Source organism: Flavobacterium sp. P3_A6 (assembly GCF_056403035.1).
This window is the reverse complement of the sequence record NZ_JBFUGG010000022.1, coordinates 42,203-68,352: the sequence shown is the minus strand read 5'-3', so window position 1 is coordinate 68,352 and position 26,150 is coordinate 42,203. Positions and strand designations below refer to the sequence as shown.

24 protein-coding genes are annotated in these 26,150 nt (G+C 33.9%); 21 read left to right on the top strand and 3 right to left on the bottom strand.

Annotation, left to right across the window (positions count from 1 at the left end; translation table 11 throughout):
- Positions 1–14 precede the first annotated feature (14 nt).
- From glyA to AC1DVP_RS17530, 8 genes are all read left to right on the top strand, one after another.
- Complete coding sequence (gene glyA / locus AC1DVP_RS17565; RefSeq protein ID WP_477184779.1) at positions 15–1,289, top strand: serine hydroxymethyltransferase; 1,275 nt, start codon at positions 15–17, stop codon at positions 1,287–1,289.
- A 139-nt stretch (positions 1,290–1,428) separates the two neighbouring features.
- Positions 1,429–2,022, top strand: a complete 594-nt coding sequence (locus AC1DVP_RS17560; protein WP_477184778.1) for a MiaE family protein — start codon at positions 1,429–1,431, stop codon at positions 2,020–2,022.
- 313 nt (positions 2,023–2,335) lie between these two features.
- Complete coding sequence (locus AC1DVP_RS17555; RefSeq protein WP_477184777.1) at positions 2,336–3,376, top strand: GMP reductase; 1,041 nt, start codon at positions 2,336–2,338, stop codon at positions 3,374–3,376.
- 23 nt (positions 3,377–3,399) lie between these two features.
- Complete coding sequence (locus tag AC1DVP_RS17550) at positions 3,400–3,897, top strand: N-acetyltransferase family protein (RefSeq protein WP_477184776.1); 498 nt, start codon at positions 3,400–3,402, stop codon at positions 3,895–3,897.
- A 123-nt stretch (positions 3,898–4,020) separates the two neighbouring features.
- The gene (locus AC1DVP_RS17545; protein WP_477184775.1) at positions 4,021–5,712 is read left to right on the top strand and encodes a sensor histidine kinase; all 1,692 of its coding nucleotides are present in this window, start codon (positions 4,021–4,023) and stop codon (positions 5,710–5,712) included.
- Positions 5,705–6,451: a LytR/AlgR family response regulator transcription factor gene (locus tag AC1DVP_RS17540; protein WP_477184774.1), complete on the top strand. Its 747-nt coding sequence runs from the start codon at positions 5,705–5,707 to the stop codon at positions 6,449–6,451. The genes AC1DVP_RS17545 and AC1DVP_RS17540 overlap by 8 nt, the downstream gene beginning before the upstream one ends.
- Positions 6,452–6,690: 239 nt before the next feature.
- Positions 6,691–7,149, top strand: a complete 459-nt coding sequence (locus AC1DVP_RS17535; RefSeq protein WP_477184773.1) for a VOC family protein — start codon at positions 6,691–6,693, stop codon at positions 7,147–7,149.
- 168 nt (positions 7,150–7,317) lie between these two features.
- Entirely contained in the window at positions 7,318–7,803 is a 486-nt protein-coding gene (locus tag AC1DVP_RS17530; RefSeq protein ID WP_477184772.1) for a hypothetical protein, read from the top strand.
- Between the two features lie 67 nt (positions 7,804–7,870).
- Here AC1DVP_RS17530 and AC1DVP_RS17525 read toward each other — a convergent pair whose 3' ends face one another.
- Entirely contained in the window at positions 7,871–8,440 is a 570-nt protein-coding gene (locus AC1DVP_RS17525; protein WP_477184771.1) for a pentapeptide repeat-containing protein, read from the bottom strand.
- A 322-nt stretch (positions 8,441–8,762) separates the two neighbouring features.
- Here AC1DVP_RS17525 and AC1DVP_RS17520 point away from each other — a divergent pair, with 322 nt between their 5' ends.
- From AC1DVP_RS17520 to AC1DVP_RS17500, 5 genes are all read left to right on the top strand, one after another.
- Positions 8,763–9,146: a hypothetical protein gene (locus AC1DVP_RS17520; protein WP_477184770.1), complete on the top strand. Its 384-nt coding sequence runs from the start codon at positions 8,763–8,765 to the stop codon at positions 9,144–9,146.
- 194 nt (positions 9,147–9,340) lie between these two features.
- A complete protein-coding gene (locus AC1DVP_RS17515) occupies positions 9,341–10,423 on the top strand; it encodes an efflux RND transporter periplasmic adaptor subunit (RefSeq protein WP_477184769.1) in 1,083 nt (360 codons plus the stop codon).
- A 92-nt stretch (positions 10,424–10,515) separates the two neighbouring features.
- Positions 10,516–13,686, top strand: coding sequence for an efflux RND transporter permease subunit (locus AC1DVP_RS17510; RefSeq protein ID WP_477184768.1), 3,171 nt, complete (start codon positions 10,516–10,518; stop codon positions 13,684–13,686).
- Positions 13,667–15,106, top strand: a complete 1,440-nt coding sequence (locus AC1DVP_RS17505) for a TolC family protein (protein ID WP_477184767.1) — start codon at positions 13,667–13,669, stop codon at positions 15,104–15,106. The genes AC1DVP_RS17510 and AC1DVP_RS17505 overlap by 20 nt, the downstream gene beginning before the upstream one ends.
- A gap of 425 nt (positions 15,107–15,531) precedes the next feature.
- A complete protein-coding gene (locus tag AC1DVP_RS17500) occupies positions 15,532–16,140 on the top strand; it encodes a hypothetical protein (protein ID WP_477184766.1) in 609 nt (202 codons plus the stop codon).
- A gap of 74 nt (positions 16,141–16,214) precedes the next feature.
- Here the strand turns inward: AC1DVP_RS17500 and AC1DVP_RS17495 are convergent, their stop codons facing one another.
- Positions 16,215–17,459 (bottom strand): NAD(P)/FAD-dependent oxidoreductase, encoded by a 1,245-nt coding sequence (locus AC1DVP_RS17495; protein WP_477184765.1) that lies wholly within the window; start codon positions 17,457–17,459, stop codon positions 16,215–16,217.
- Between the two features lie 90 nt (positions 17,460–17,549).
- Positions 17,550–18,617, bottom strand: a complete 1,068-nt coding sequence (locus tag AC1DVP_RS17490; protein WP_477184764.1) for a class I SAM-dependent methyltransferase — start codon at positions 18,615–18,617, stop codon at positions 17,550–17,552.
- 201 nt (positions 18,618–18,818) lie between these two features.
- On the opposite strand from AC1DVP_RS17490, the gene flxA reads away from it, so the two are divergent.
- The 8 genes from flxA to AC1DVP_RS17450 all read left to right on the top strand — a co-directional run bounded on the left by flxA (position 18,819) and on the right by AC1DVP_RS17450 (position 26,148).
- Positions 18,819–20,339 (top strand): flexirubin biosynthesis tyrosine ammonia-lyase FlxA, encoded by a 1,521-nt coding sequence (flxA, locus tag AC1DVP_RS17485; protein ID WP_477184763.1) that lies wholly within the window; start codon positions 18,819–18,821, stop codon positions 20,337–20,339.
- A 44-nt stretch (positions 20,340–20,383) separates the two neighbouring features.
- A complete protein-coding gene (flxB, locus tag AC1DVP_RS17480; RefSeq protein ID WP_477184762.1) occupies positions 20,384–21,115 on the top strand; it encodes a flexirubin biosynthesis SDR family reductase FlxB in 732 nt (243 codons plus the stop codon).
- A gap of 14 nt (positions 21,116–21,129) precedes the next feature.
- Entirely contained in the window at positions 21,130–22,365 is a 1,236-nt protein-coding gene (locus AC1DVP_RS17475) for a beta-ketoacyl-[acyl-carrier-protein] synthase family protein (protein ID WP_477184761.1), read from the top strand.
- A complete protein-coding gene (locus AC1DVP_RS17470; protein ID WP_477184760.1) occupies positions 22,358–22,609 on the top strand; it encodes an acyl carrier protein in 252 nt (83 codons plus the stop codon). Before AC1DVP_RS17475 ends, AC1DVP_RS17470 begins: the two co-directional genes overlap by 8 nt.
- A gap of 4 nt (positions 22,610–22,613) precedes the next feature.
- Positions 22,614–23,495: an LpxL/LpxP family acyltransferase gene (locus AC1DVP_RS17465; RefSeq protein ID WP_477184759.1), complete on the top strand. Its 882-nt coding sequence runs from the start codon at positions 22,614–22,616 to the stop codon at positions 23,493–23,495.
- 168 nt (positions 23,496–23,663) lie between these two features.
- The gene (locus AC1DVP_RS17460) at positions 23,664–24,569 is read left to right on the top strand and encodes an NADPH-dependent FMN reductase family protein (protein ID WP_477184758.1); all 906 of its coding nucleotides are present in this window, start codon (positions 23,664–23,666) and stop codon (positions 24,567–24,569) included.
- Between the two features lie 5 nt (positions 24,570–24,574).
- Entirely contained in the window at positions 24,575–25,708 is a 1,134-nt protein-coding gene (darB, locus tag AC1DVP_RS17455; protein ID WP_477184757.1) for a dialkylresorcinol biosynthesis protein DarB, read from the top strand.
- Entirely contained in the window at positions 25,708–26,148 is a 441-nt protein-coding gene (locus tag AC1DVP_RS17450) for a hotdog family protein (RefSeq protein WP_477184756.1), read from the top strand. The genes darB and AC1DVP_RS17450 overlap by 1 nt, the downstream gene beginning before the upstream one ends.
- Positions 26,149–26,150 lie beyond the last annotated feature (2 nt).

Sequence of the window (26,150 nt, the reverse complement as noted above, 5' to 3'; positions counted from 1 at the left end):
CGAAAATCAAAGAAATGCAACGCGACAAACAAATTTTTGACCTTATTTTAGAAGAACAAGACAGACAGATTCACGGGCTAGAACTTATTGCTTCAGAGAATTTTGTAAGTGATGAAGTAATAGAAGCAGCTGGCTCTATTTTAACAAACAAATATGCGGAAGGATATCCTGGCAAAAGATATTACGGAGGTTGTGAAGTAGTTGATGTTGTGGAGCAGATTGCTATCGACAGAGCAAAAGAATTGTTTGGTGCTGCTTATGCAAACGTACAGCCGCACTCTGGTTCTCAGGCTAATGCTTCTGTATACCACGCTTGTTTACAGCCAGGGGATAAAATATTAGGATTCGATTTGTCTCACGGCGGTCACTTGACTCACGGTTCTCCTGTTAACTTTTCAGGACGTGTTTACAATCCGGTTTTCTACGGTGTAGATAAAGAAACTGGAAGATTAGATTATGATAAAATTCAAGAAATAGCTACTAAAGAGCAGCCAAAATTAATCGTTGCGGGTGCTTCGGCATATTCACGCGATATGGATTTTGAGCGTTTTAGAGTAATTGCAGATAGCGTTGGAGCAATTTTGATGGCTGATATTTCTCATCCAGCCGGGCTTATCGCAAAAGGTTTAATGAACGACCCAATTCCTCATTGCCATATTGTAACAACTACCACTCACAAAACATTGCGCGGGCCAAGAGGCGGTTTGATTTTGATGGGTAAAGATTTTGAAAATCCTTGGGGATTGAAAACTCCAAAAGGTGAAATCAGAATGATGTCTTCTTTATTAGATCTTGCTGTTTTCCCTGGAAATCAAGGAGGCCCTTTAATGCATATTATTGCAGCAAAAGCAGTAGCTTTTGGAGAGGCTTTACAAGATGAGTTCTTTACTTATGCTATGCAGCTGCAAAAAAATGCAAATGCTATGGCTGATGCTTTTGTAAAAAGAGGATACAATATCATTTCTGGAGGAACAGACAACCACATGATGCTGATTGACCTTAGAAATAAAAATATTTCTGGTAAAGAAGCTGAAAATGCATTGGTTAAAGCAGAAATCACTGTAAATAAAAATATGGTTCCATTTGATGATAAATCACCATTTGTAACTTCAGGTATTCGTGTTGGAACTGCAGCAGTTACTACTCGTGGTCTTGTTGAAGAAGATATGGAAACTATCGTTGATTTAATCGACAGAGTTTTATCAGATCATACTAACGAAGATGTTATTGAAGCTGTAGCTAACGAAGTTGACGAAATGATGAGCGAAAGAGCTATTTTCGTTTTCTAGTAAATTCGTCTTAAAGTTTTAAAGTCGAAAGTCGAAAGTCTTGGATTAGAATTTAACATTCTTTCTTAGTTTTGACTTTCGACTTTTGTTTTTATGACTTTCTAACTTTTGACTTTAAAAACTTTTAGACTTAAAAAAAATGGGCGTATTACGATTACAGTTGCCAACCGATCCTAGATGGGTCAATATCGTTGAGAAAAATATAGAAGAAATCCTAACCGATCATGCTTGGTGCGAACAAAAAGCGGCTACCAATGCTATTACGATAATCACTAATAATTCGGAGCATCAGGATTTGGTAAAAGATTTATTGGCTTTGGCCAAAGAAGAAATTGATCATTTTGAGCAGGTGCATAATATTATCATCAAACGTGGACTGAAATTGGGCCGTGAACGCAAAGATGATTATGTAAATGAATTGTATCTGTATATGAAAAAAAGCGGTGACGGAAGCAGGGTTTCGGGCTTGGTAGAGCGATTGTTATTCTCAGCCATGATTGAAGCCAGAAGCTGTGAACGTTTCAAAGTTTTATCTGAGAATATTAAAGACGAAGAATTAGCTGTTTTTTATAGAGATTTGATGGAAAGCGAAGCGGGGCATTATACAACATTCATAACTTATGCCCGAAAATACGGCGTTGGAATCGATGTCGAAAAGCGCTGGAGAGAATGGCTTGAATTTGAAGAATCGATTATTGCCAATTACGGTAAAGGCGAGACAATTCACGGGTAATTTTAATCCGTTTGGAGCAATTCTTTAACACATAGAAACATAGATTTTGTAAGCTCAAAAGTAGGCGTTACACTTATTTAAAATACACATAGTGGTCTATGTGAAAGAAATATATTTCTTTTTTCAGTGTTCTTTTTTAATTAAAATCTATGTTCCTATGTGTTTAAATTTAAACATTATGAATTACACCCAACGAGGTAATTTTATTGTTTTTAGACTAAGATTGTTGATAAAAGGATAATTAGTTTTCTCTTGTTTTTAACGAGTTCGCTTTCAAAAACGTTATATTTGATAGTCACCAAAATGTAAAGCCATGAGAATAGAAGCTGATTTGAAATTAGGGTTTAAAGATGTAATGATTAGGCCAAAAAGGTCTACTTTGAAAAGCAGATCTGAAGTTTCCTTGGAACGGAATTTTAATTTTTTGCACAGTACAGGCAGTTGGACTGGCATTCCAATTATGGCAGCCAATATGGATACTGTCGGGACTTTTGAAATGGCGGCAGTTTTGGCCAAAGAAAAGCTGTTTACAGCCATTCATAAACATTATTCTCCGCAGGAATGGAATGATTTCCTGCAAAATGTTTCTCCGGATTTCTATAATTATATTGCAATAAGTACTGGGACAGGTAAAGAAGATTCTGTTAAAATTGGTGTCATTATAAAGGCAAATCCGTTGCTTAGATTTATTTGCATTGATGTTGCAAATGGTTATTCAGAACACTTTGTTCAGTTTTTAAAGCAAACCCGTAAACAATATCCGGATAAAGTTATTATTGCCGGCAATGTGGTTACTGGCGAAATGGTTGAAGAACTATTGCTTGCTGGAGCCGATATTGTAAAAGTCGGAATCGGCCCTGGTTCTGTATGTACAACCCGAGTAAAAACAGGTGTTGGATATCCCCAGCTTTCGGCAATTATAGAATGTGCCGATGCAGCGCACGGTTTAGGCGGACATATTATCAGCGATGGAGGCTGTGCTATTCCTGGTGATGTTGCAAAAGCTTTTGGAGCGGGTTCAGATTTTGTGATGTTGGGCGGTATGCTGGCTGGACATGCCGAAAGCGGAGGTGAACTAATTGAAATAAACGGACAAAAATTCAAGCAATTTTATGGCATGAGTTCTACCACTGCAATGGATAAACATGTTGGCGGTGTCGCAGAATACAGAGCGAGTGAAGGAAAAACGGTTCAAGTGCCTTTTAAAGGGATGGTTATAAATACACTGTTGGATATTTTGGGAGGTTTACGAAGCACATGTACTTATGTAGGTGCTTCAAGACTAAAAGAGCTTACCAAACGAACTACGTTTATAAGAGTAAGCGAACAGGAAAATCAGGTTTTTACCAATTAATTAAAAAAATGTTTCTCAACTAAATGATTATAATTTCAGAAGCTGTAAACAGCGATATAAAAACAATTCAGGATATTGTCCATAAAACTTGGCCAATAACGTATGGCGAAATATTATCTGAAGAACAATTACAATACATGCTGGATCTGTTTTATTCGGAAGAAGCTTTAACAGCTCAATTTGATGAAAAACAACAGCTGTTTTATTTAATTACAGAAGAAGAAGCTGTTCTGGGATTTATTGGAATTGAGCATAATTATCAGAACGAGAATAAGACGAAAATCCACAAAATTTATATTCTGCCGGAAACGCAAGGCAGAGGAATAGGAAGGATTGCTGTTGAAGCTGTTGAAAAACTGGCTTTAGAAAATAATTCTGATTCACTTTTACTGAACGTAAATCGATTCAATAAAGCATTACATTTCTATCAGAAAATTGGTTTTGAAGTTATCGATGAAGTTAATATCGAAATAGGAAATGGTTATCTGATGGAGGATTATGTTATGGAGAAAAAGCTCTAATTTAGTATTCTTTTGTCTGATTCAAGACCGATATTACCTAATTCAAGAACTCCAGATTTCTTAGCAATAGTGCATTTACATTTGCTTTATAAAAAATGTATTATTCACTAAAAAATCAAAATCATGAAGAATTTCCTTTACTTATTACTGTTTGTTTCTTCACTAAGTATAGCTCAATCAAAAGAAATAATCGAGGACCCTGCGGTTAATTCTTATTTTGTTTTGAACAAAACATCTGTTCGATTTGAAAATAATTTCATCCTTAATAAATATATCTCGCCTAATGAAGGTAGAGGACTTTATAATAATTTAGCACCTTTTACTAATTTATCACATAAAGAATTTTATTTTACGGTATTAGGAAAAAAAATTAATCTTAAGATAACTGATTTTAAGTCACATATTATAGGACATATCTACATTGATACACTCAAAGCAAATAAAGATTTATATAGAATTGAAAATCTGGAAATTCAGATTTTAAAAAATAATAAAATCGTAAAAAATTGGACTTTAGTCACACAATCAAAAAGTTTTATTGAAAGTAATGTTTTTGATGGAAAAAAATATTTTGAAAATGGCTATATTCCTTATACAGATTCATTAGTTAACGGCGATAAACTTGTAATTTTATTTAGTAAAAAAGGACAGGAAAATTTTTTAAAATTGCATCTTGAGAAGAAAGAAAGTGCTAGAAAGCCTTTTATTATAAATACAATTTCGGAAGATTTAAAAAAACCGAAAAGTTTTGAAAATTTCATTCAAGAATCTCTAGACAAAGTGCATAAAGATAGATTTTTAGATAAATCAAATTTTTATGATGATTGGCCTGAAGATTATGCCCCAAGACTTATAGGAAATACAAACAGACATTTTAAAAACGAAAAGTTTTGTTTGGTTTTTAGAAAACCTAATGCGAAAAAAAGAACTTATGATAGCTTTGAATACCGCACCAGCATAAATTCAAAAACGGGTGAGTGGATAAACTCGAATGGTATCATTTTCTTGGAATTGAAGGAATCTGCAGCCCAATACAAGCTTGAAGTCCGTTACAAAGACAATCCACAATATGTTGCTGTCTATAAATTTGATACCGAACCCGATTGGTATCAAACGTTTTGGTTTAAGATTACTGTTGGAATACTTTTTCTTTTGATTTTTTCTCTCATTTACATTTTTTGGATAAGGAAAATGGATGAGAGAAAACAATTAGAACAAAAATCAAAAATTAAAATGTTATATGCGCAGCTTAACCCGCATTTTGTATTCAATGCTTTAGGATCTATTCAGGGCTTGCTTAACGATAATCAGATAGAAAAAGCAAATCAATATTTGACTGGTTTTGGTTCACTGCTTAGAAATACATTTACTTCCAGTGAAAATGAAACACAGAGCCTTGAAGTTGAAATAAAAACCATCAAAAATTACATTGAGTTGGAACAGCTTCGAAGCCCTTTTTCGTTTCGGTCATCTATTGATGAAAAAATCAATGTTTATGAAACACAAACGCTTCCTCTTTTAATACAGCCTTTGATTGAAAACGCCATAAAACATGGTATTTCAAATAAAGAAACCGGTGAAATAACACTTACTATTTCAAAAAAAGGAGATGATTTAATTTTTGAATTAGCCGATAACGGAAAAGGATTTGATACATTAGCGGAGCAGAAAGGTTTTGGCCTAAAACTGGTAAAAGACAGAATTACTTTATTTAATCAGTCTTCAAAAAGGATGAAAATAGATATGAAAATCCAAAGTAATTCCTCAGGAACACAAATTATTATCTGTTTTAAAAACTGGCTTAAAAATGATTAAAGGAATCATTATCGACGACGAACAAAACAATATTATCAATCTTCAGCGGCTGCTGGAAAAATACTGCCCAGAAGTTACAATTGCAGGTTCGTCAACAGATGCAGATGAGGGAATCGAACTAATTAAAAGCAGTCAGCCGGATTTGGTTTTTTTGGATATCCAAATGCCGGAGAAGGATGGTTTTCAGGTTTTGCAGGAACTTAATTCGTATGATTTTGAAGTAATATTTGTGACCGCTTTCAGCCAGTATGGAATTCAGGCGATTAAATTTTCTGCAATTGATTATCTTTTGAAACCAATCGATATAGAAGAGTTAAAAAAAGCAGTTGCAAAAACAGGAAGCAGATTAAAACATAAAAATCAAAATCTGCAGCTGCAAAATTTACTGTATCATTTGAAAGAAAACAATAATAGTCCTGATCATAGAATAGCTATTTCATCACTCAAAGAAACTCGTTTTGTATATGTTAAAAATATTGTTCGCTGTGAAAGTGAAAACAGTTATACATTGTTTTATACCGATGAAGATGAAACGATAATTTCTACAGTACCTCTTTATGAATATGATGAAATGTTAAGTGTTTATGGATTCATTCGTTGTCATCAATCACATTTGGTAAATAAAAAACATGTAAAAAGCCTGCTTAAAGAAGATGGCTATACTTTGCTGCTTTATGACCAGATTAGAATTCCTGTTTCCCGTAATAAGAAAGATTGGGTCAAAAAAGCATTAATCTGATTTTAAAGAATTCCTATCTAAAATTCGATTTTATAATTATTTCACAATTGCTAATATCGATTGTATATATTTAAAAACAGCACAAAAAACCGAAGCCGATAAGCTTCGGTTTTTTGTGCTGTTTTATTTTTAAAAATTAATTTATATGTAACATTCTGTATGTCAGAAAAATGAGTAATTTTAATGTCCTGTTTATGACGGTATTTTATTAGCGAAATAAAACTTAAAAATAGAAACACATGGAAACTTCACACATTTACCCGGGAGCATATACATTGAATGCCTATATAGCAATCAAAGGCTGCGATAAAGCTATAGAATTTTACAAAAAAGCTTTTGGCGCTATAGAACGCGGCAGATTACTGATGCCCGATGGAAAAATTGGCCACGCAGAAATTGTAATTGAAGGATCTTTATTGATGATGTCTGAAGAAAACAGTGATTGGGGAAATGTAAGTCCTCAAACCATTGGTGGGAATCCTTTAACTTTTGGATTGTATGTTAAAGATGTGGATGCCGTATTTCAGAAGGCAATTGATGCAGGCGCAACAGTTTTGATGCCCCTCAAAGATGAATTTTATGGAGACCGTACGGGACAGGTGCTGGATCCTTTTGGCTATAAATGGATGATAGCTACTCACAAGGAAGATGTCAGTTTTGAAGAAATGCAAAAAAGGTTTGACAAAATGTGTGAATAAAGTGCGATTGATTATTAATTGAATTAATCTTTTGAAAATGAACTAAAAAGAAAGAATTTTTGTGTATTCATAAAGTTAATTATTACTATATATACAGCTTTAAATGGTAACTTTACTAAGAGTAATATGACATAGATTTATCGTTAAAGTAACTTAAAAATATATATCATGAAATCACAAATTGCAGTTTACGATACCCACGACAAAGCCGTTAATGCTATAAAACGATTGAATCAAGAGCATTTTGCTATGGATCATGTTTCACTGTTAGGCAAAGCAGAAGTAGTGGAAGACCACATTCAAATTAAATCACTAGATACTATAAACAAAATGCCTGCAATTGTTGGGATGAGTGCAGGAACGTTAGTAGGATTGCTTAGCGGTATAGGTGTTTTTGCAATTCCTGGTTTTGGCTTTTTGTATGGAGCAGGCGCTCTTGTAGGGATTATTGGGGGGCTTGATATAGGTTTAGTTGCGGGTGGCTTAGTTTCACTTTTAGCTTTTACCGGGTTAAGAGAAGAAGAAGTGGTAAAATGTCAAGAGCATGTAAAAGAAGGTAAATTTGTCGTAATTGTAAGAGGTGMCATTGATGAGATTGAAAGAGCTAAACACATTTTGCATAACGAAGGAAATCATTTGGAACTTATTAGTTAGGGCATTCTTGAAAGTCCTTATTTGTGATGGCTACTAGCTATCTGATATTTTTTGTGCTTTTAAAGTATTACTTCACTATAATATCGTGTTTATAAAGAAGGCCTTTTAAGCCTTCTAATGCAAAAACAGTTTTCTTCAATTTGGTGGTTTTTGGGTCAATAGTGTAATTGTAACTGGTCTTAAAGTTGGCTTTGCTGGCAATTGCTTTAGCAAATTCGGCGCGGTATAAATCACAATTTTCAAAAAGGACTTCGGTCAAATCGGAGGCCATAAAATCTACGGCTATCAAACTGCAGTTAATAAAAGGCGTTCCCTTTATTTTTAACGTATAAAATTTAGAAAAATCCAGTAGGCAATCGTAAAAACGCACTTCAAAAATGAGTTTGCTGCACATTGCAAAATTTACTTCCTTGATTTTGCAACGATTAAATACTACGGTTCTCAAACCAACATGATTGATTCTGGCTTCATTAAAAATACAGTCATTAAATACACAGTCGATAAACGTAACATCCATAAAGTTACAGGCAGAAAACGTGCAATGATTAAAAGTACAGCGTTCAAATTCTTTGAAACTGACTTCATTCACATCATAAGTGTGGCTGTTATATTCTAAATCGAAGAAATATTCCGGCATGAAAGAATTTAATTTATGTATTCATTTCGCAAAGAAACGATTTCTATTATTTAAAAACAGCACCAATATTAATATATTTATTGACTAAAATGCAAGTATTTCACTTGACATCTTAATATTTTATGTACTGTAATTTTGAAAAATTGATGGTTAAAAATAATTTTTGTAAATTTTTAACTACTAAAATAATCAAGAATAGTGTTAATAAAGTATAAAGTATTGTAAAATATGAGCCAAAGAAAACGATTTCGCTGGCTTTTTTGAATTACTGTGTTTAAAAAATAGTTTTTTTATTTTAATCTTTTATTACTTTTGGGGCATTATGAGAGGAGCCACTTTATATTTCATGTATTTGTTTTTTCTGCTGCTAGGCGGAGGACAATATTTGCATGCAGAAATAGCTCCTAAAATGATTATAGCTGAATCGCCTTCTTTTGATTTAGTAAAAAAACACCACGTAAAAGTAAAAAAAGCGGAATCAGGCAATGTTTTAATTGAGGAAGCTGATACCGATTTGGATGAAGAGCTGCATAATGGTAATTTAAATAAAGCATTAGCCGTTAATAAAAATGCATTAGCAAATTGGTATTTGACATACTCAAGTCATTTACATTACAAGGATAACTCCAAAAAGTTTAATTTTTTTGCGCCATGTTATGGCCATGACAATCCTATTTATCTTGAAATAGGGGTTCTAAGAATTTGATTCAATTTCACATCAATTACTAAAGGTGTGATTTATGAAGTCCAATGTTTGTAATCTTGTATATAATGTTGGTTTATTAAGTTTTTTTCATTCTGGACAGCTTAGTTTCACCTTGGTAACTGATGATCATTTCTTGATCTGAGGAATTTCTGTATTCCGAAAATTTCCATTCGCTTAATTACCAATTTTATACTATGAAGAGAATTATCGTTTTCACGGGCTTAATTGCCGTGTTGTCCCTTGCTAGCTGTACAAGCAAGAAAGAAGAAAAAGAAGAAGTCGAAACTTTTGCAGTTACTAATCCTGTAAAGATTGATACTTCGTTTACAAAGCAGTATGTTGCACAGATAAAGTCTTTCCGCAATATTGAGATTCGTGCTCAGGAAAAAGGATTTCTGCAAAATATTTATGTTGATGAAGGACAGTTTGTAAAAGCAGGCCAGGTATTGTTCCGAATTATGCCAAAAGTCTATGAAGCTGAATTGTTGGGAGCTCAAGCAGAAGAAAAAGCCGCTGAAATTGAGCTTAAAAATGCTAAAACATTAGCAGACAAAAATATAGTTTCAAAAAATGAACAGGCAGTTGCTCAAGCTAAATTAGATCAAGCAAAAGCCGAAGTCGCACTTGCAAAAGTTCATTTGTCATTTACCGAAATCAGAGCCCCGTTTGATGGAACTATCGACAGAATCCCAAAGAAACTTGGAAGTTTGATCGATGAAGGGGAGTTACTTACCAGCCTTTCTGATAACAGCCAGATGTTTGCTTATTTCAATGTTTCTGAACCTGAATACTTGGATTATGAAACTAATGTTAAAGGCAGAGCTCAAAGCAGAGTGGGTTTACTTTTAGCTAATGGCACCACATTTAAAGAAAAAGGAAATGTTGAAGTTATCGAAAGTGAATTTGATAACGAAACTGGAAATATTGCTTTTAGAGCAAGATTCTCCAATCCAGGTAAATTATTGAAACACGGACAAACCGGAAAAGTGCTGATGGATACTCCGCTTCATAATGTAATTGTGATTCCGCAAAAAGCTACCTATGAAATTCAGGACAAAAAATATGTTTTTGTTGTGGATAAAAATGATGTTGTAAGTTCTAAAGAAATTACAATTAAAGGAGAAATTCCAGATTTATATATGATTGACAGCGGGATAACTGTAAATGACAAAATCTTGCTGGAAGGTGTTCAGAAGGTTAAAGACAATGACAAAATTCACTATAAATACGCAGCGCCTCAAGAAGTGATTACTCATTTGCGCTTAAAAGCAGAATAGTTTTTAGTAATTAGTCTGCAGTATTTAGTAATCAGTATTCAGTTTACAGTGTGAAAATGAATTTTGGTTTAATCATAAAAAAATAGAAACAAATGTTTGATAAATTTATACAAAGACCAGTTATGTCGATAGTAATATCGCTTATAATTGTCTTTTTAGGGGTGTTGTCGGTGATGAATCTGCCGATTACCCAATTTCCGTCCATATCGCCGCCAATGGTGAATATTACTGCAGATTATCCTGGTTCTAATGGGGAACTGATGATTAAATCCGTTGTTATTCCTTTGGAAAGAGCTTTAAATGGAGTTCCGGGAATGAAATACATGACTTCGGATGCAGGAAATGACGGTGAAGCCAGTATACAGGTTGTGTTTAATTTAGGTACAGACCCAAACCAAGCCGCTATTAACGTTCAAAACCGTGTGGCTTCGGTTACGAATAAACTCCCGCCATTAGTAGTAAGAGAGGGTGTGAAAATCACCCGTGAGGTTCCTAGTATGCTTATGTATGTGAACCTTTTTAGTACAGATAAAAATACCGACCAAAAGTTCTTGTATAATTATGCTGATATCAATGTTTTATCTGAATTAAAAAGGGTAAATGGTATTGGATCCGGAGATATTTTAGGAACTCGTGAATATGCGATGCGTATTTGGCTGAAACCAGACCGTATGCTGGCTTATAAAATTTCTGCCGATGAGGTAATGGAAGCCTTATCAAGTCAAAGTTTGGAAGCTTCACCTGGAAAAACAGGAGAGGCATCAGGAAAACGTTCTCAAGCATTCGAGTATGTATTAAAATATTCGGGAAGGTTTACCACCAAAGAGCAGTATGGTAATATAATATTGAGATCCAATCCAAATGGGGAAATTCTGCGTTTGAAGGATGTTGCTAATATTGAGTTTGGAAGTTCGATGTATGATATTTATTCGAATTTGAATGGCAGGCCATCTGCAGCAATTGTGCTTAAACAGTCTTTTGGCAGTAATGCAAATCAGGTTATTGAAGATTTAAAGGCAAAATTAGAAACCATTAAGAAGAAATTCCCAAAAGGAATGGATTATGAAATTTCGTATGACGTTTCTAAATTCCTGGATGCTTCTATCGAAAAAGTAATCCACACTTTGATTGAAGCTTTTATTTTGGTAGGATTGGTTGTGTTCCTTTTCTTGGGCGATTGGCGTTCTACGGTTATTCCTGCTATTGCCGTACCGGTTTCATTAATCGGGACTTTTGCATTCATGCAGTTTTTTGATATTTCATTAAACTTAATTACGCTCTTTGCATTGGTTTTGGCAATTGGAATTGTCGTCGATGATGCGATTGTGGTTATTGAAGCGGTTCACGCCAAGATGGAGGAAGAACATCTCTCGGCATTAAAAGCGACTAAGAAAGCGATGCACGAGATTTCAGGTGCTATTATTGCGATTACATTCCTGATGGTGGCCGTATTTATTCCTGTTACATTTATGTCTGGTCCGGTTGGGATGTTTTACAGACAGTTTTCTATAACAATGGTAACTGCGATTGTGCTTTCAGGAGTTGTGGCATTGACATTAACGCCGGCACTTTGTGCAATGATGCTGACAAATAATCATGGGGTGCCTAAAAAGAAAACCCCTGTAAACAGATTTGTAGATGGTTTTAATAATTTATTTAACCTTACACAAACTAAATATCAAAATGTACTTGAAAAAATAGTAAACAGAAGAGCAGTTACTATTATTGTGCTTTTAGGATTTTGTGCGGGAACATGGTTTATCAGCAGTACAGTTCCTTCTGGATTTATTCCAAATGAGGATCAAGGGATGTTTTATGCTATTATTCAAACGCCTCCAGGGTCATCATTAGAAAGAACAAATGATATTTCGGTGAAATTGCAAAAAATTGCCGAAAAAGTTGAAGGTGTACAATCCGTTTCTTCATTAGCGGGTTATGAAATTTTGACCGAAGGTACAGGATCTAATTCAGGAACTTGTTTGATCAATCTTAAGGATTGGAAAGACAGAAAGCAATCTGTTCAGGAGATTATGACCGAATTGGAAGAAAAGTCAAAAGATATTCCAGGGGCTAATATTGAATTTTTTCAACCGCCAGCGGTACCAGGATATGGAGCTGCAGGAGGATTTGAGCTTCGTTTATTAGACAAAACGGGTTCGGGCGATTACAAAAAGATGGAAAAAATCAATAGCGATTTTGTAAAAGAACTCAATAAACGTCCGGAATTATCGAATGTATTCAGTTTTTATAGCGCCAGTTTCCCTCAGTATATGATGAAAGTGGATAATGACTTGGCACAGCAAAAAGGAGTATCCATTGAGAATGCGATGAATACCTTATCTACATTAGTGGGAAGTAACTATGAAATCAGTTTTATTAAGTACGGAATTAATTATAAAGTTATCGTTCAGGCAGCTCCGGAATATCGCGCTTTGCCAGAGGATATTTTGAAACTCTACGTAAAAAATGAACGTGATGAAATGGTACCGTTCTCTGCCTTTATGAAATTAGAAAAAGTATATGGTCTGTCAGAAATTACCAGACATAACATGTATACTTCTACAGAGATTAGCGGTGCTGCAGCTCCAGGATACAGTAGTGGAACTGCCATTGACGTCATCAAGGAGGTTGCTGCCGAAAAATTGCCTAGAGGTTATGATATTGACTGGGCCGGTATTTCTGCCGATGAGGTAGCACAAGGAAATCAGGCCATTTGGGTATTCCTTGTCTGTTTAGGATTTGTTTACTTGGTTTTAGCCGCTCAATACGAAAGTTTTATATTGCCTTTGTCAGTAATTTTATCATTGCCGGCAGGTATATTTGGTGCTTTCCTTTTATTGAAATTTACAGGTTTGGAGAACAATATCTATGCTCAGGTTGCCATGGTAATGCTTATTGGGTTACTGGGTAAAAATGCCGTTTTGATTGTGGAATTTGCCATTCAGCGCCACGCAGCAGGAAAATCGGTGTTTGAAGCTGCTATGGAGGGATCAAAAGCAAGGTTCCGTCCTATCTTAATGACTTCCTTTGCTTTTATTGCCGGTTTGCTTCCGTTGGCGTTTGCAACGGGACCAGGTAAAATTGGTAACAGAACCATTGGTACTGCCGCTGCAGGAGGAATGCTGATAGGAACAATATGCGGTGTATTTATAATCCCAGGGCTGTATTATATTTTCGGTAAAATAGCTGAAAGATTCACCTATGTAAAAAATCAAAAAGAAAATCCATTAACCGAAGAATTTGATGATAATCATGCGATATAATAAGTCATTTAAATATATTATCCCGCTAGGCATCTGCCTGGCGGCGGTAAGCTGTACTCCAGCTCTAGCGCCCTTGGCGGAAACTAAAGCTGTTCCGGAATCTTTTGGTAAGAGTACCGATACAGTCAATACTTCAGCCACGCCTTGGAGAACTTATTTTAAGGATCCAAACTTGGTGAATCTGATTGATACTGCCTTGAAAAATAATCAGGAGCTGCAAATCACTTTGCAGGAAATTGAAATTGCCAAGAATGATATCCGCGTAAAAAAAGGACTGTTGCTGCCACAGGTGGGAATAGGAGCAGGAGCGGGAATTGAAAAAGTAGGGCGTTATACCAGCCAAGGTGCTGGTGATGCCTCTACCGAAATTATGCCGGGTAAAGAAACTCCGGATCCATTGGGAGATTTTAAAATTGGCGCTTATGCAAACTGGGAAGTGGATGTTTGGAAAAAACTTCGCAATTCCAAGAAAGCAGCTGTTAGCCGTTATTTATCAACGGTTGAAGGTAAAAACTTTGTGATTACCAATCTTATTGCTGAGGTTGCCGATTCGTACTACGAATTATTAGCCTTGGATAATCAGTTAGAGATTGTAAAACAGAATATCACTTTGCAGAGCAATGCTTTGGAAATAGTTAAAATTCAGAAAGAAGCTGCCAGAGCGACTGAATTAGCCGTTCAAAAATTTCAGGCTGAGGTTATGGCTTCCAAAAGCATGGAGTTTGATATTCTTCAAAACATAAAGGAAACGGAGAATAAAATCAACTTTTTGTTAGGGCAGTATCCGCAGGAAATAAAGAGAGATAAAACTAATTTTGCTGATTTATTACCTTCCGAGGTTAAATCAGGTATTCCATCTCAATTACTGGCGAATCGTCCGGATATCAAGCAAGCCGAATTGGAACTTCAAGCAGCAAAACTGGATGTAAAAACGGCTCGTGCAGAGTTTTATCCTTCACTTGATATTTCGGCAGCAATTGGTTTTAATGCTTTCAAACCGTCTCTATTGTTTACGCTTCCTGAATCGTTGCTGTATTCATTAGCGGGAGATATCGCAGCGCCTCTGATTAACAGAAATGCACTTAAAGCTGAGTACAGTTCAGCCAATGCAAGACAAATTCAGGCTTTGTATAACTATGAGCGTACGATTCTGAATGCCTATATCGAAGTTGCTAATCAGCTTTCTAAAATTAGTAATTTAGAAAAAAGCTATGATTTAAAATCACAGCAAGTCGATGCGCTGAACCGTTCGATTGATGTTGCTGGAGATTTATTTAAGTCTGCCAGAGTCGATTATTTTGAAGTTTTAATGACGCAGCGTGATGCTTTGGAGTCTAAACTCGAATTGATTGAAACAAAAAAAGAACAGCTCAATGCTTCAGTTTATGTATATAGAGATTTAGGCGGAGGCTGGAAATAATACCGTTCATCGATATTGCAGTACAACTTTATAATACCATTTTTTTAGTTGCCAAAAGCCCTAAACATGTAAAAGTGTTTAGGGCTTTTTTTGATTATAAATTTTTAGGACAAGATATCTTGAAATGTTTAAAACAAAGAGGCTGTCAATCCTTGGCAGTCGTTTATATCCCATCTCTTGAATAAATATAAAGGGGATTGAAATTCATCTTTCCTTTTTTAATCCAATCATTTAATTATATCGAAAGGTTAGGTATTCATATACTTTACAATATATTAACATTTGTCTTTTGGGTTTCGAGTGATTTTGATTTGGACGATAATTAAATGCTATTATTTGTATAAATTTTTGCAATAAATGAAAACAAAAAACAAAATTTCTTACATTTGATATCTATTGATTATTAATATTAACATAAATTTTAAATGAAAAAAATTGTTTTTGCACTATTGCTTGTTTCTTCAATTATGACAGCCCAAGATATGGATGTTGTAAAAGGAGATTTTGGATTCTTAAAGGATCAAAAAGAGGTGAATGTTGAATTTGACTATTCTAAATTAACTTTATTAAAAGAGAAACTTACCGAAGAGAAGTATGTTGCTGATAGAGTTAAGGATCTAAATGAAAAGTCAAAAAATAATGGTGATATTTGGAAAAAGAAATGGGTTGCTAGTAAAGACCAAATCTGGAATCCAAAATTTTTGGAATTAATGAATGTTATTTTTAACAAAGAAGGTAAGGATGTTACTTTTCAAGAGGGATTAACAGCTGCAAAATATACTTTAATTGTTAATGCTGTTTGGGTATACCCAGGTTGGGATGTAGGAATAATGAAACAGCCTGCAAAAGTAACTACTAATTTGAAGTTTGTTGAAACTGCTAATAAATCTAATGTACTGTTGGAAGTATCCAGTGAAGAGGCACCTGGAGATCAATGGGGAAATAATTATAGTAATGAATCCAGAATTGGAGAAGGTTTTGCAAAAACGGCTAAATCACTAGCCAAAATGCTTGTAAAAAAAGCGTATAAATAATTAATGCATATATAAATTGAAGTTTTGCAAAGGCTTTTATTAAATAGCAAAAAAACAAAAAACCTAGTATTTAACTAGGTTTTTTTGCTTTCCATTTCGAGTATATGTGCCATGTTTTTGATTAGATTGTCGTGTTTTTTTACAAAAGGATTTTCTTCATCCCAAACATAACCTGCCAGTACAGCGCATATTTTTCTTTTTACATCGGGATTTTCTGGCTGATGAAAAAATAAAGTCTGAAGGTTTCCAGTGTACCATTCCTTTACATAAGTAGTGAACACCGCAATTCCGCGTTTCATATAGGCAGTAAATTCTTCTTCCCAATCTACTGCAATGCCTTGTGATTCTTTTAGAAATAATTTAGCGGCAAGCATACCTGACTCAGTGGCAAACGCAACACCCGATGAAAACACTGGATCCAAAAACTCCGAGCTATTTCCAGTTAGGGCAAAGCCATCGCCATACATTTTTTTGACAGAGCGTGAGTAATTTTCTAATTTGATAGGTTCGAATAAAAAGTCGACACCGGCAAAGCGTTTAATATAATAGTCAGAAAGCTGAATAGCATTTTTCAAGGCTTCGGCATTGTTTTTATCAGCGGATAGCGAATTAATAAAATCGGTTGGGCCTACAACGCCTAAACTAGTATTCCCATTCGAAAAAGGAATAACCCATAACCAAACCTGAGTTTCGAGAATGTCAAATGAAATCATTGTTCCTTCCTCACCTTCAGGACGGTTTTTGTCGACAACATGGGTGAAAATAGAGGAGTGCGGGTCTAGTTGTGAAGGAGTGTCTAAGTCTAATAATCTAGGTAAAACTCTTCCATAACCACTAGAATCGATAATGAACTTAGCATGAATTTCTTTTAAAACGCCGCTTTCATCCTTAACAACAGTTGTTGAATTTTTTCCTTCAAAAGCAACCGAAATTACTTCTGACTCAAATTCCAAATCAATGCCTTTTCGAATTACTTCTTGAGCCATGGTGTTATCGAAATCGGCTCTGGGTACTTGCCAAGTCCAATCCCAGCCTTCGGAAAATTTATTGCTAAAATCGAAAACACAAATTTCTTCCCCTCTAATGAACCGGGCTCCCAATTTTTTCTCAAAGTTCATGGCATCCAGACTTTCGAATAATTCGGCTTCGGCAAAATGATCCATTACTCTGGGAATAAGACTTTCGCCTACAACAATTCGAGGGAATTTTGTTTTTTCGACAACCTTAATTTTGATTCCTTTTTTATGAAGATAAGAAGCAGAAACGCATCCAGATGGCCCGGCTCCAATGATTAAAACATCTACGAATTCTTGTAACATTTATTATTTGGAATTAAAATTTTTAAAAAAAAGACAACTATTTTGACTAATAGCATCTGTTGGATTATGCAAATTTAAATATTTATCATTCTACGCTATTCTTTTTTTACATTTAATCAAGGTATGGCTCATTCCAATGATTTCATGTATTTCGTCTACGGCAAAACCTACTTTTTCAATTATTTTTAAAATATCTTTTGAATGAAACATTTGACTGTTTCCGTTGGCAACTGCTGTAAAATATAATGAAGTGGCGTGTAAACTGTATGTGGAAGATTGGAATCTTTGTAAATCCCAAAAGGTTTCCAAGATATAAAAACTGGTGTTATCGGTCATAGCTGCATGAGCTTTGCTGAAAATTTTTTCTATTTCCACCAAAGAAAAACAATCTATAAACTGGCTCATCCAAATAACATCAAAATCTTTTGGTAAAATACTGGAGTCGTCCAGTAAATTTATGTCTTTGGTGAATATTCTATCGTCTAGATTATTTTCAGCGATGTTTTTTTGAGCCATTTTGGTCTGCCCGGGTAAATCCAAAATAGTAATTTTTACCGTTGGATTGTATTTGGCACATAGTAATGCAAATTTCCCGGTGTTGCCCCCAACATCCATAATAGTTTTAGGGCTGGAATTAAATAGAATGGGCAAAACATCTGGAAACGTATAATCTGAATAAAAATGATCAAAATCGAACCAGCTTTTTTTAACTTTTTCTGGCAATTCAGATAATCCTATATAGACGGTATCCCAATTTCCTAATTCTTTTAATCCTTTTGGCTTGCCTTGTACTATTGACTCTTCCAGATGATTTATGGCAAAATAATTAACATCCTGAGTGAAATCCATATTAATATTGGTTGCTTTGTCTCTCAGAATAAAGTAGCCCGTTTTTGTTAATATAAATTCGTTGCCTCTTAGATAGACCAATTCTAAGCTTAGACCCGCTTCGAGTAATACTTTTACCCCATAAACAGATAAGTTTAATGACGAGGCAATGGTTTCAATATTTGCTTTTGTGTGATTAAACAGATATTCTAAAATTCCTAGATTTCGAAGCGATTTTGCAGCCTGAAACATTATTGGTGCAAAAGCAATTTTTTGAGCATCTAGGTTAGCTTGAATAACAGTTTTTTTATCAGAACCAAAATCTTTCATTTATTTTGATTTAAAATTATTTGTATGTATTTGTTTTTATTGCAGTTAGATATTGTTTTGAGTAATGATTGTAAAATAAAACATCGTTTTACAAATTTTAGCGATATTATGCTACATTTGCTCATTCAAATTAACCACATTAAATTCTAAATAAAAACAAAATTTTAATATATTTAGTTTTAAAAAACAAATACTAGTTGAATGAATACTATAAAAGAATATTTAAGTCTAAAAGAGTTTGAATCTGTAATTTTTGAGAATAATAAAATAGATATCAGTCAGGATGTTTTAAATAGAGTTAATGAAAGTTTTGATTTTTTAAAGGAATTTTCGGTCAACAAAATTATTTATGGTGTGAATACTGGTTTTGGTCCTATGGCTCAATATCGTATTAAAGATGAAGATCGCATACAACTACAGTATAATTTGATTCGCAGTCATGCTTCTGGTGCAGGAAAACCATTAAATGCCACTTGTGTAAAAGCGGCAATATTGGCACGATTAAATACACTTTCTTTAGGTAATTCTGGTGTTCATCCGTCAGTAATCCATTTGATGAAAGAACTTATAAACAAAGATATTACTCCTTTAATTTTTGAACATGGCGGAGTAGGAGCGAGTGGAGATTTAGTGCAGTTGGCTCATTTGGCTTTGGTTCTTATTGGTGAAGGAGAGGTTTTTTATAAAGGGGAAAGAAGATCTACGGCAGCCGTTTTTGCATTAGAGAATCTTGAACCTATTCAAGTAGAGATTAGAGAAGGCTTGGCGTTAATGAATGGAACTTCGGTAATGACAGGAATAGGAGTTGTAAACGTTCACCATGCCAATAAATTATTGGATTGGTCTATAAAGTTCTCGGGTGCCATTAATGAAATTGTGCAAGCGTATGATGATCATTTTTCCGAGGAGCTAAACAATACGAAACGTCATAAAGGGCAGCGTGAAGTAGCTTCCAGAATGCGTTCGAATCTTAGTGACAGCGCTTTGATTAGAAAAAGAGAAGACCATTTATATTCTGGTGAGAATACTGAGGATGTTTTTAAAGAAAAAGTGCAGGAATATTATTCTTTGCGCTGTGTGCCTCAAATATTGGGACCAGTATTGGAAACTATAAATAATGTGGCTTCTATACTCGAAGAAGAATTTAACTCTGCGAACGACAATCCTATTATAGATGTGAAAAATCAGCATGTATATCATGGAGGAAATTTTCACGGAGATTATATTTCGTTGGAAATGGATAAATTGAAAATCGTTATTACCAAATTAACCATGCTTGCCGAAAGACAGTTAAATTATTTATTGAATTCCAAAATCAATGAAATTTTGCCGCCATTTGTCAATTTGGGGACCTTAGGATTTAATTTCGGAATGCAGGGAGTACAATTTACAGCAACTTCTACTACTGCAGAGAATCAAATGTTATCAAATCCGATGTATGTTCACAGTATTCCAAATAATAATGACAATCAGGATATTGTTAGCATGGGGACAAATGCTGCTGTGATAACGTCTAAAGTTATAGAAAATGCTTTTGAAGTTTTGGCAATCGAATTGATAACAATTGTTCAGGCAATTGATTGTTTAGAGCAAAAAGATCAGATTTCATCTGTAACCAGAAAAATATATGATGATATCAGGCTAATAATCCCAAGGTTCGAAAAGGATCAGGTTATGTATCCTTTTGTACAAAAGGTAAAAGACTATTTGATTAATAATTAATTTAGAATGAAAACAGCTTTCAATCAACAATCTAAAATTTACTTATGAAATGTGCATTGGTTACAGGAGGTTCAAGAGGAATTGGCAGTGCTATTTGCGAAAAATTAGCACAGGATAGTGATTATCATATTTTAATTAATTACCATTCCAATAAAAAAGCTGCTGAAAAAACCTTAGAAGCAGTAATTGCAAACGGTAGCACTGGAGAAATTTTGCAATTCGATGTTGCTAATTTTGCCGAAGTTCAATCGGTTTTGACACAATGGCAAGAGGTAAATCCAAAAGCGGTTGTAGAGGTTATTGTAAATAATGCAGGAATTACAAAAGACGGTTTGTTTATGTGGATGAGTCAAGAGGATTGGTCAAGCGTTGTAAACACCAGTTTAAATGGTTTTTTTAATGTGACTAATTTTTTTATGCAAAAAATGCTGCGAAATAAATATGGCAGAATTGTAAATATGGTGTCTTTATCAGGAGTAAAAGGAACTGCAGGGCAAACTAATTATTCGGCGGCTAAGGGTGCTGTAATAGCGGCTACCAAAGCTTTGGCACAAGAAATAGCCAAAAGAAATATTACTGTAAATGCTGTTGCTCCGGGTTTTATAAAAACGGATATGACTAGTGAGCTTGATGAAACAGAATTAATAAAAATGATACCATTAAATCGTTTTGGTGAAGCTGATGAAGTAGCAGATTTAGTTAGTTTTCTTGTTTCTAAGAAAGCTAGTTACATTACTGGTGAAGTTATTAATATTAATGGTGGAATTTATTCATAAAAATAAAAGTGTCAATGAATAATAGAGTAGTCATAACAGGAATGGGAATTTATTCCTGTATAGGAACATCGTTAGGCGAAGTAAAAGATTCTTTATTTGAAGGGAAGTCAGGAATTGTATTTGATCCAGAACGCAAGGAGTTTGGTTTTAGATCAGCTTTGACAGGCATAGTTCCTAAAYCGGATTTAAAAAATTTACTTTCCAGAAGACAAAGAATAAGTCTTGGAGAGGAAACTGAATTTGCATATATGGCAACTATTGAAGCCTTAAAAAATGCAAATATAGATGATGCTTTTTTTGAAAAAAATGAAGTTGGTATTATGTATGGCAATGATAGTGTGTCCAAAGCTATTATTGAGGCAACAGACATTATTCGGGAGAAAAAAGATACTACTTTAATTGGTTCAGGGGCTATTTTTAAGTCTATGAATTCAACAGTTACCATGAATCTTTCCACAATATTTAAGTTAAGAGGTATTAATTTAACAATCAGTGCTGCCTGTGCCAGTGGCTCTCATTCTATTGGAATGGCATATTTTTTAATAAAAAGCGGCTTTCAAGATTTAATTATCTGTGGAGGAGCACAAGAAATTAATAAGTATGCTATGAGTAGTTTTGATGGTTTGGGCGTTTTTTCTGCCAGAGAAGATGAGCCTACTAAAGCTTCCAGGCCTTTTGATGTTAATCGCGATGGATTAATTCCAAGTGGTGGTGGTGCTACTTTGATTTTAGAGTCTTATGATTCGGCAATAAAAAGAGGCGCAACTATTTTGGCCGAAGTAATTGGATATGGATTTTCATCCAATGGAGGCCATATTTCTACCCCAAATGTTGAAGGGCCGTCTATAGCGATGCAAAGAGCTTTGGATGAAGCGGGAATAAAATCAAATGAAGTGGATTATATTAATGCTCATGCGACATCCACTCCAGTAGGAGACGATAATGAAGCAAAGGCTATTTTTGAAGTTTTTGGAGAAAGTAACCCTTATGTTAGTTCTACAAAATCAATGACAGGGCATGAATGTTGGATGGCTGGAGCTAGTGAGATTATTTATTCTATTTTGATGATGCAGAATGATTTTATAGCACCAAATATTAATTTGGAAACCCCAGATGCAGATGCTGCAAAATTAAATTTAGTTAAAACTACATTAAATAAAAAAATTGATATATTTTTGTCGAATTCCTTCGGTTTTGGAGGTACAAATTCAGCATTAGTAGTTAAAAAGTATAAGAAAAGTAATGAATAAAGAAGCAATTATTGAAAGGGTAAATGGGTTTTTAATTGATGAATTTGAGGTGGATAGTGATGATATTCAGTTTGAAGCAAATTTAAAAGATACTTTGGGACTGGATAGCTTAGACTATGTAGATCTTGTTGTTTCTATCGAATCAAACTTTGGCGTAAAATTAGTTGAAGTAGATTTTGTAGGAATAGATACATTTCAAAGTTTTTATGACCTGATAGAAAATAAAATAAAATCAAAGGCTTAATTTAATGAGTCAATGGGATGGAAAATCCAAAGGCACAGTTCTTGGTTACAAGATTTTTGTTTTCTTCATAAATAAAATTGGAGTAAAATCAGCATATTTTGTACTTTATTTTGTAGCAGCATATTATTTTATTTTCCTAAAAAAAAGCAATGCCTCAATCTTTTATTATTTTAGAAAAAGATTGGGGTATTCGTATTTAAAATCTAAAACGATGGTTTTTAGAAGTTATTATACTTTTGGACAAACTATTATTGATAAAATTGCGATTGGTGCTGGTCTAAAAGATAAGTTTACTTATGAACATGACGGCAAGGAGTTTATTATTAAGTTATTAGAAGAAAAAAAAGGAGGCGTATTAATAAGTGCGCACATAGGAAATTTTGAGATAGCCGAATATTTTTTTAGTGAAGTTGATTTTAATTTACAAATAAATTTAGTTACTACCGATTTAGAGCATTCTACAATAAAAAAATATCTTGAAAGCATTACTCAAAAACCTAAAATTAATTGCATACTAATTAGTGATGATTTGTCGCATATTTTTGAAATTAATTCTGCTTTAGCCAGAAATGAATTAGTTTGTTTTACTGGTGACCGGTATTTTGAGGGAGTAAAATCGTTGAGTGAAAATTTACTAGATCAGGAAGCACTTTTTCCTGCAGGCCCGTTTCTTATTGCATCAAGGTTAAAGGTTCCCGTTCTTTTTGTATATGTAATGAAAGAACCAAATTTACATTATCATTTGTACACAAGAGAAGCCAAAGTTAAGCATCGTGATGAGAAAGCATTGTTAAAGGAATATACCGAAAGTGTTGAAGGTATGATGAAAAAGTATCCACTGCAATGGTTTAATTATTTCGATTTTTGGAATCAGTTTGACAAATAAAATATATTACCGATTTAGATAATTTTAAGTGTTTTTTTAATCTGTTGATTATTAAATATTTGTTAAGGATTGAAAAATATAAGCTGCTTTTATTTTGAAAGAAGTAAGCGGCAATTAGTTTTAGTTAGAATTTTGATTTAAATTCGTTTTCCGTAAAAACATACTTCAATGAAAAATGTCTTAGTAATCTATTATTCCCAATCGGGACAATTAGAGACTATTGCTAGAAATATAGCGAAACCATTTTTAAATTCTGAAACCATAAATGTACTGTTTCATGAAATTAAAATGGAGCAGCCATTTCCATTTCCTTGGAATAATGATGCTTTTTTTAATGCTTTTCCAGAATCTTTTTTACAAATCCCTGCTCGTATTAAACCTGTTCCAAATGAGATAATGGAAACTAAATTTGATTTGATTCTTTTGAACTATCAAGTTTGGTATTTGACTCCTTCCATTCCCATAAATTCTTTTTTGAAAAGCCCAGAAGCTAAAACTTTATTTCAAAATACTCCAGTTATAACAATAAATGGTTCCAGAAACATGTGGTTTATGGCGCAGGAAAAAGTTAAAATTTTATTGAAGCAAAATAATGCTTTATTAAAAGGGAATGTTGCGTTAGTCGATAGGGTTGGAAATTTAATAAGCGTTATAACAATTGTTGAGTGGATGTTTTCCGGTGTGAAAAAAAGATATCTTGGATTTTTTCCATTGCCCGGTGTTTCTGATAAGGATATAAATGAATCTACAAAATTTGGTAAAGTGATGCTTTCCAGTTTTGAGGAGGATGATTTAGACAATTTGCAATCAAAATTAGTCAAGATTGATGCTGTCAAAGTCAGTTCATATTTGATTAAAGTGGATAAAACTGCCAATAAGATTTTTTCAAAATGGTCTAATTTTATTATAACAAAGGGGGAATCCAGAAAATTTTGGACAAAAATATTTAAAGCGTATTTAATAGTAGCAATATGGCTAGTTTCGCCAATAGTTTATATATTACACGTTCTTACGTATCCGTTAAAAGTAAAAAAAATAAGGCTAGAATTAGAATATTATAAAGGAGTAAATTAGATTATATGTTTGATGTATATATTACAAAAGCGGCTAAGTATTTACCAAATGAGGCTGTTTCTAATGATGAAATGGAAGATTATTTGGGTTTGATAAATGAAGCAGCATCCAAGGGCAGAAGATTAATATTAAGAAATAATAAGATTGTAAGCCGTTATTATGCTCGAGATAAAAATGGAAATAGCACTCATAATAATGCTGAATTAACTCATATAGCTATTCAAGGATTATTTGATAATCGTTTTACAGATCAAGATATGGAATTGTTATCTTGTGGAACTACTACTCCCGATGTACTTGTCCCATCTCATGCAGCAATGGTGCATGGCTTGTTGAAAAATAAAAATCTGGAGCTTAATTCATCGGCAGGCGTGTGTTGCTCGGGGATGAATGCTTTGAAATTTGGTTTTCTTTCGGTGAAATCCGGAAATACAAATAATGCAGTTTGTGTTGGTTCTGAAAAAGCTTCTTCGTGGTTATCTTCTAATAAATTTGAAAATGAAGTTGTTAATCTAAAAAAACTTAAAGAGCAGCCCATATTAGCTTTTAGAAAAGATTTTCTAAGGTGGATGTTATCCGATGGAGCAGGTGCTTTTTTATTAGAAAATAAGCCAATCGGAGATATTTCTTTAAAAATTGAATGGATGGAAGCCTACTCTTATGCACATGAAATAGAGACATGCATGTATGCTGGCGGAGATAAATTAGAGAATGGGGAAATAAAATCATGGAATGACTTTGATCCCAGCGAATGGCTCAACGAATCTATATTTGCTGTTAAGCAAGACATTAAATTGCTTGATGAACATATTTTGGTTAAGGGTGCTGAAAGCATGAGAGAAGCTTTGTCAAAAAACAATATTTCCGCTGATCAAATTGATTTCTTTTTGCCACACGTTTCTTCCCATTATTTTGTAGAAGGTTTGAGTAAAGCATTAACAGAAAAAGGAATGGTGATACCAATGGAAAAATGGTTTATGAATTTAGCATATGTTGGCAATGTAGGTTCAGCTTCAATTTATCTGGCTTTAGAAGAATTAATGAATTCTGGTAAGCTGCAAAAAGGCAATAAAATTCTTTTATCTGTTCCAGAAAGCGGTCGTTTTTCTTATGCTTATGCTTATTTAACAGTTTGTTGATGACAATGGCAGATAGTAATCCAATAGGTGATAAAGATTTTGTGGAGACTTTAATTCCTCAAAAAAAACCATTTGTAATGGTTGATACTTTGTATTGCTATTCTGAAAATGAGCTGGTTTCGGGGTTTACCATCCATAATGATGCAGTTTTTTTTAAAGATAATTCTTTTGTGGAATCAGGAATTATAGAACACATGGCGCAGTCTGTAGCATTACATACAGGATATCAGTTTTATTTAAGAAATGAACAAGCGCCTACAGGTTATATTGGTTCTATAAATAAATTGCAAATAAAAGAGCTTCCCAAACTTCATGACGAAATAAGGACAACAGTTTCTATTATACAGGAATTTGGAGGAGTTACTTTGGTAGATATTGTTAGCAAATTAAATAATGTAGAAATAGCTAAAGGCCAAATGAAAACTGTTTTGGCTAAATAATG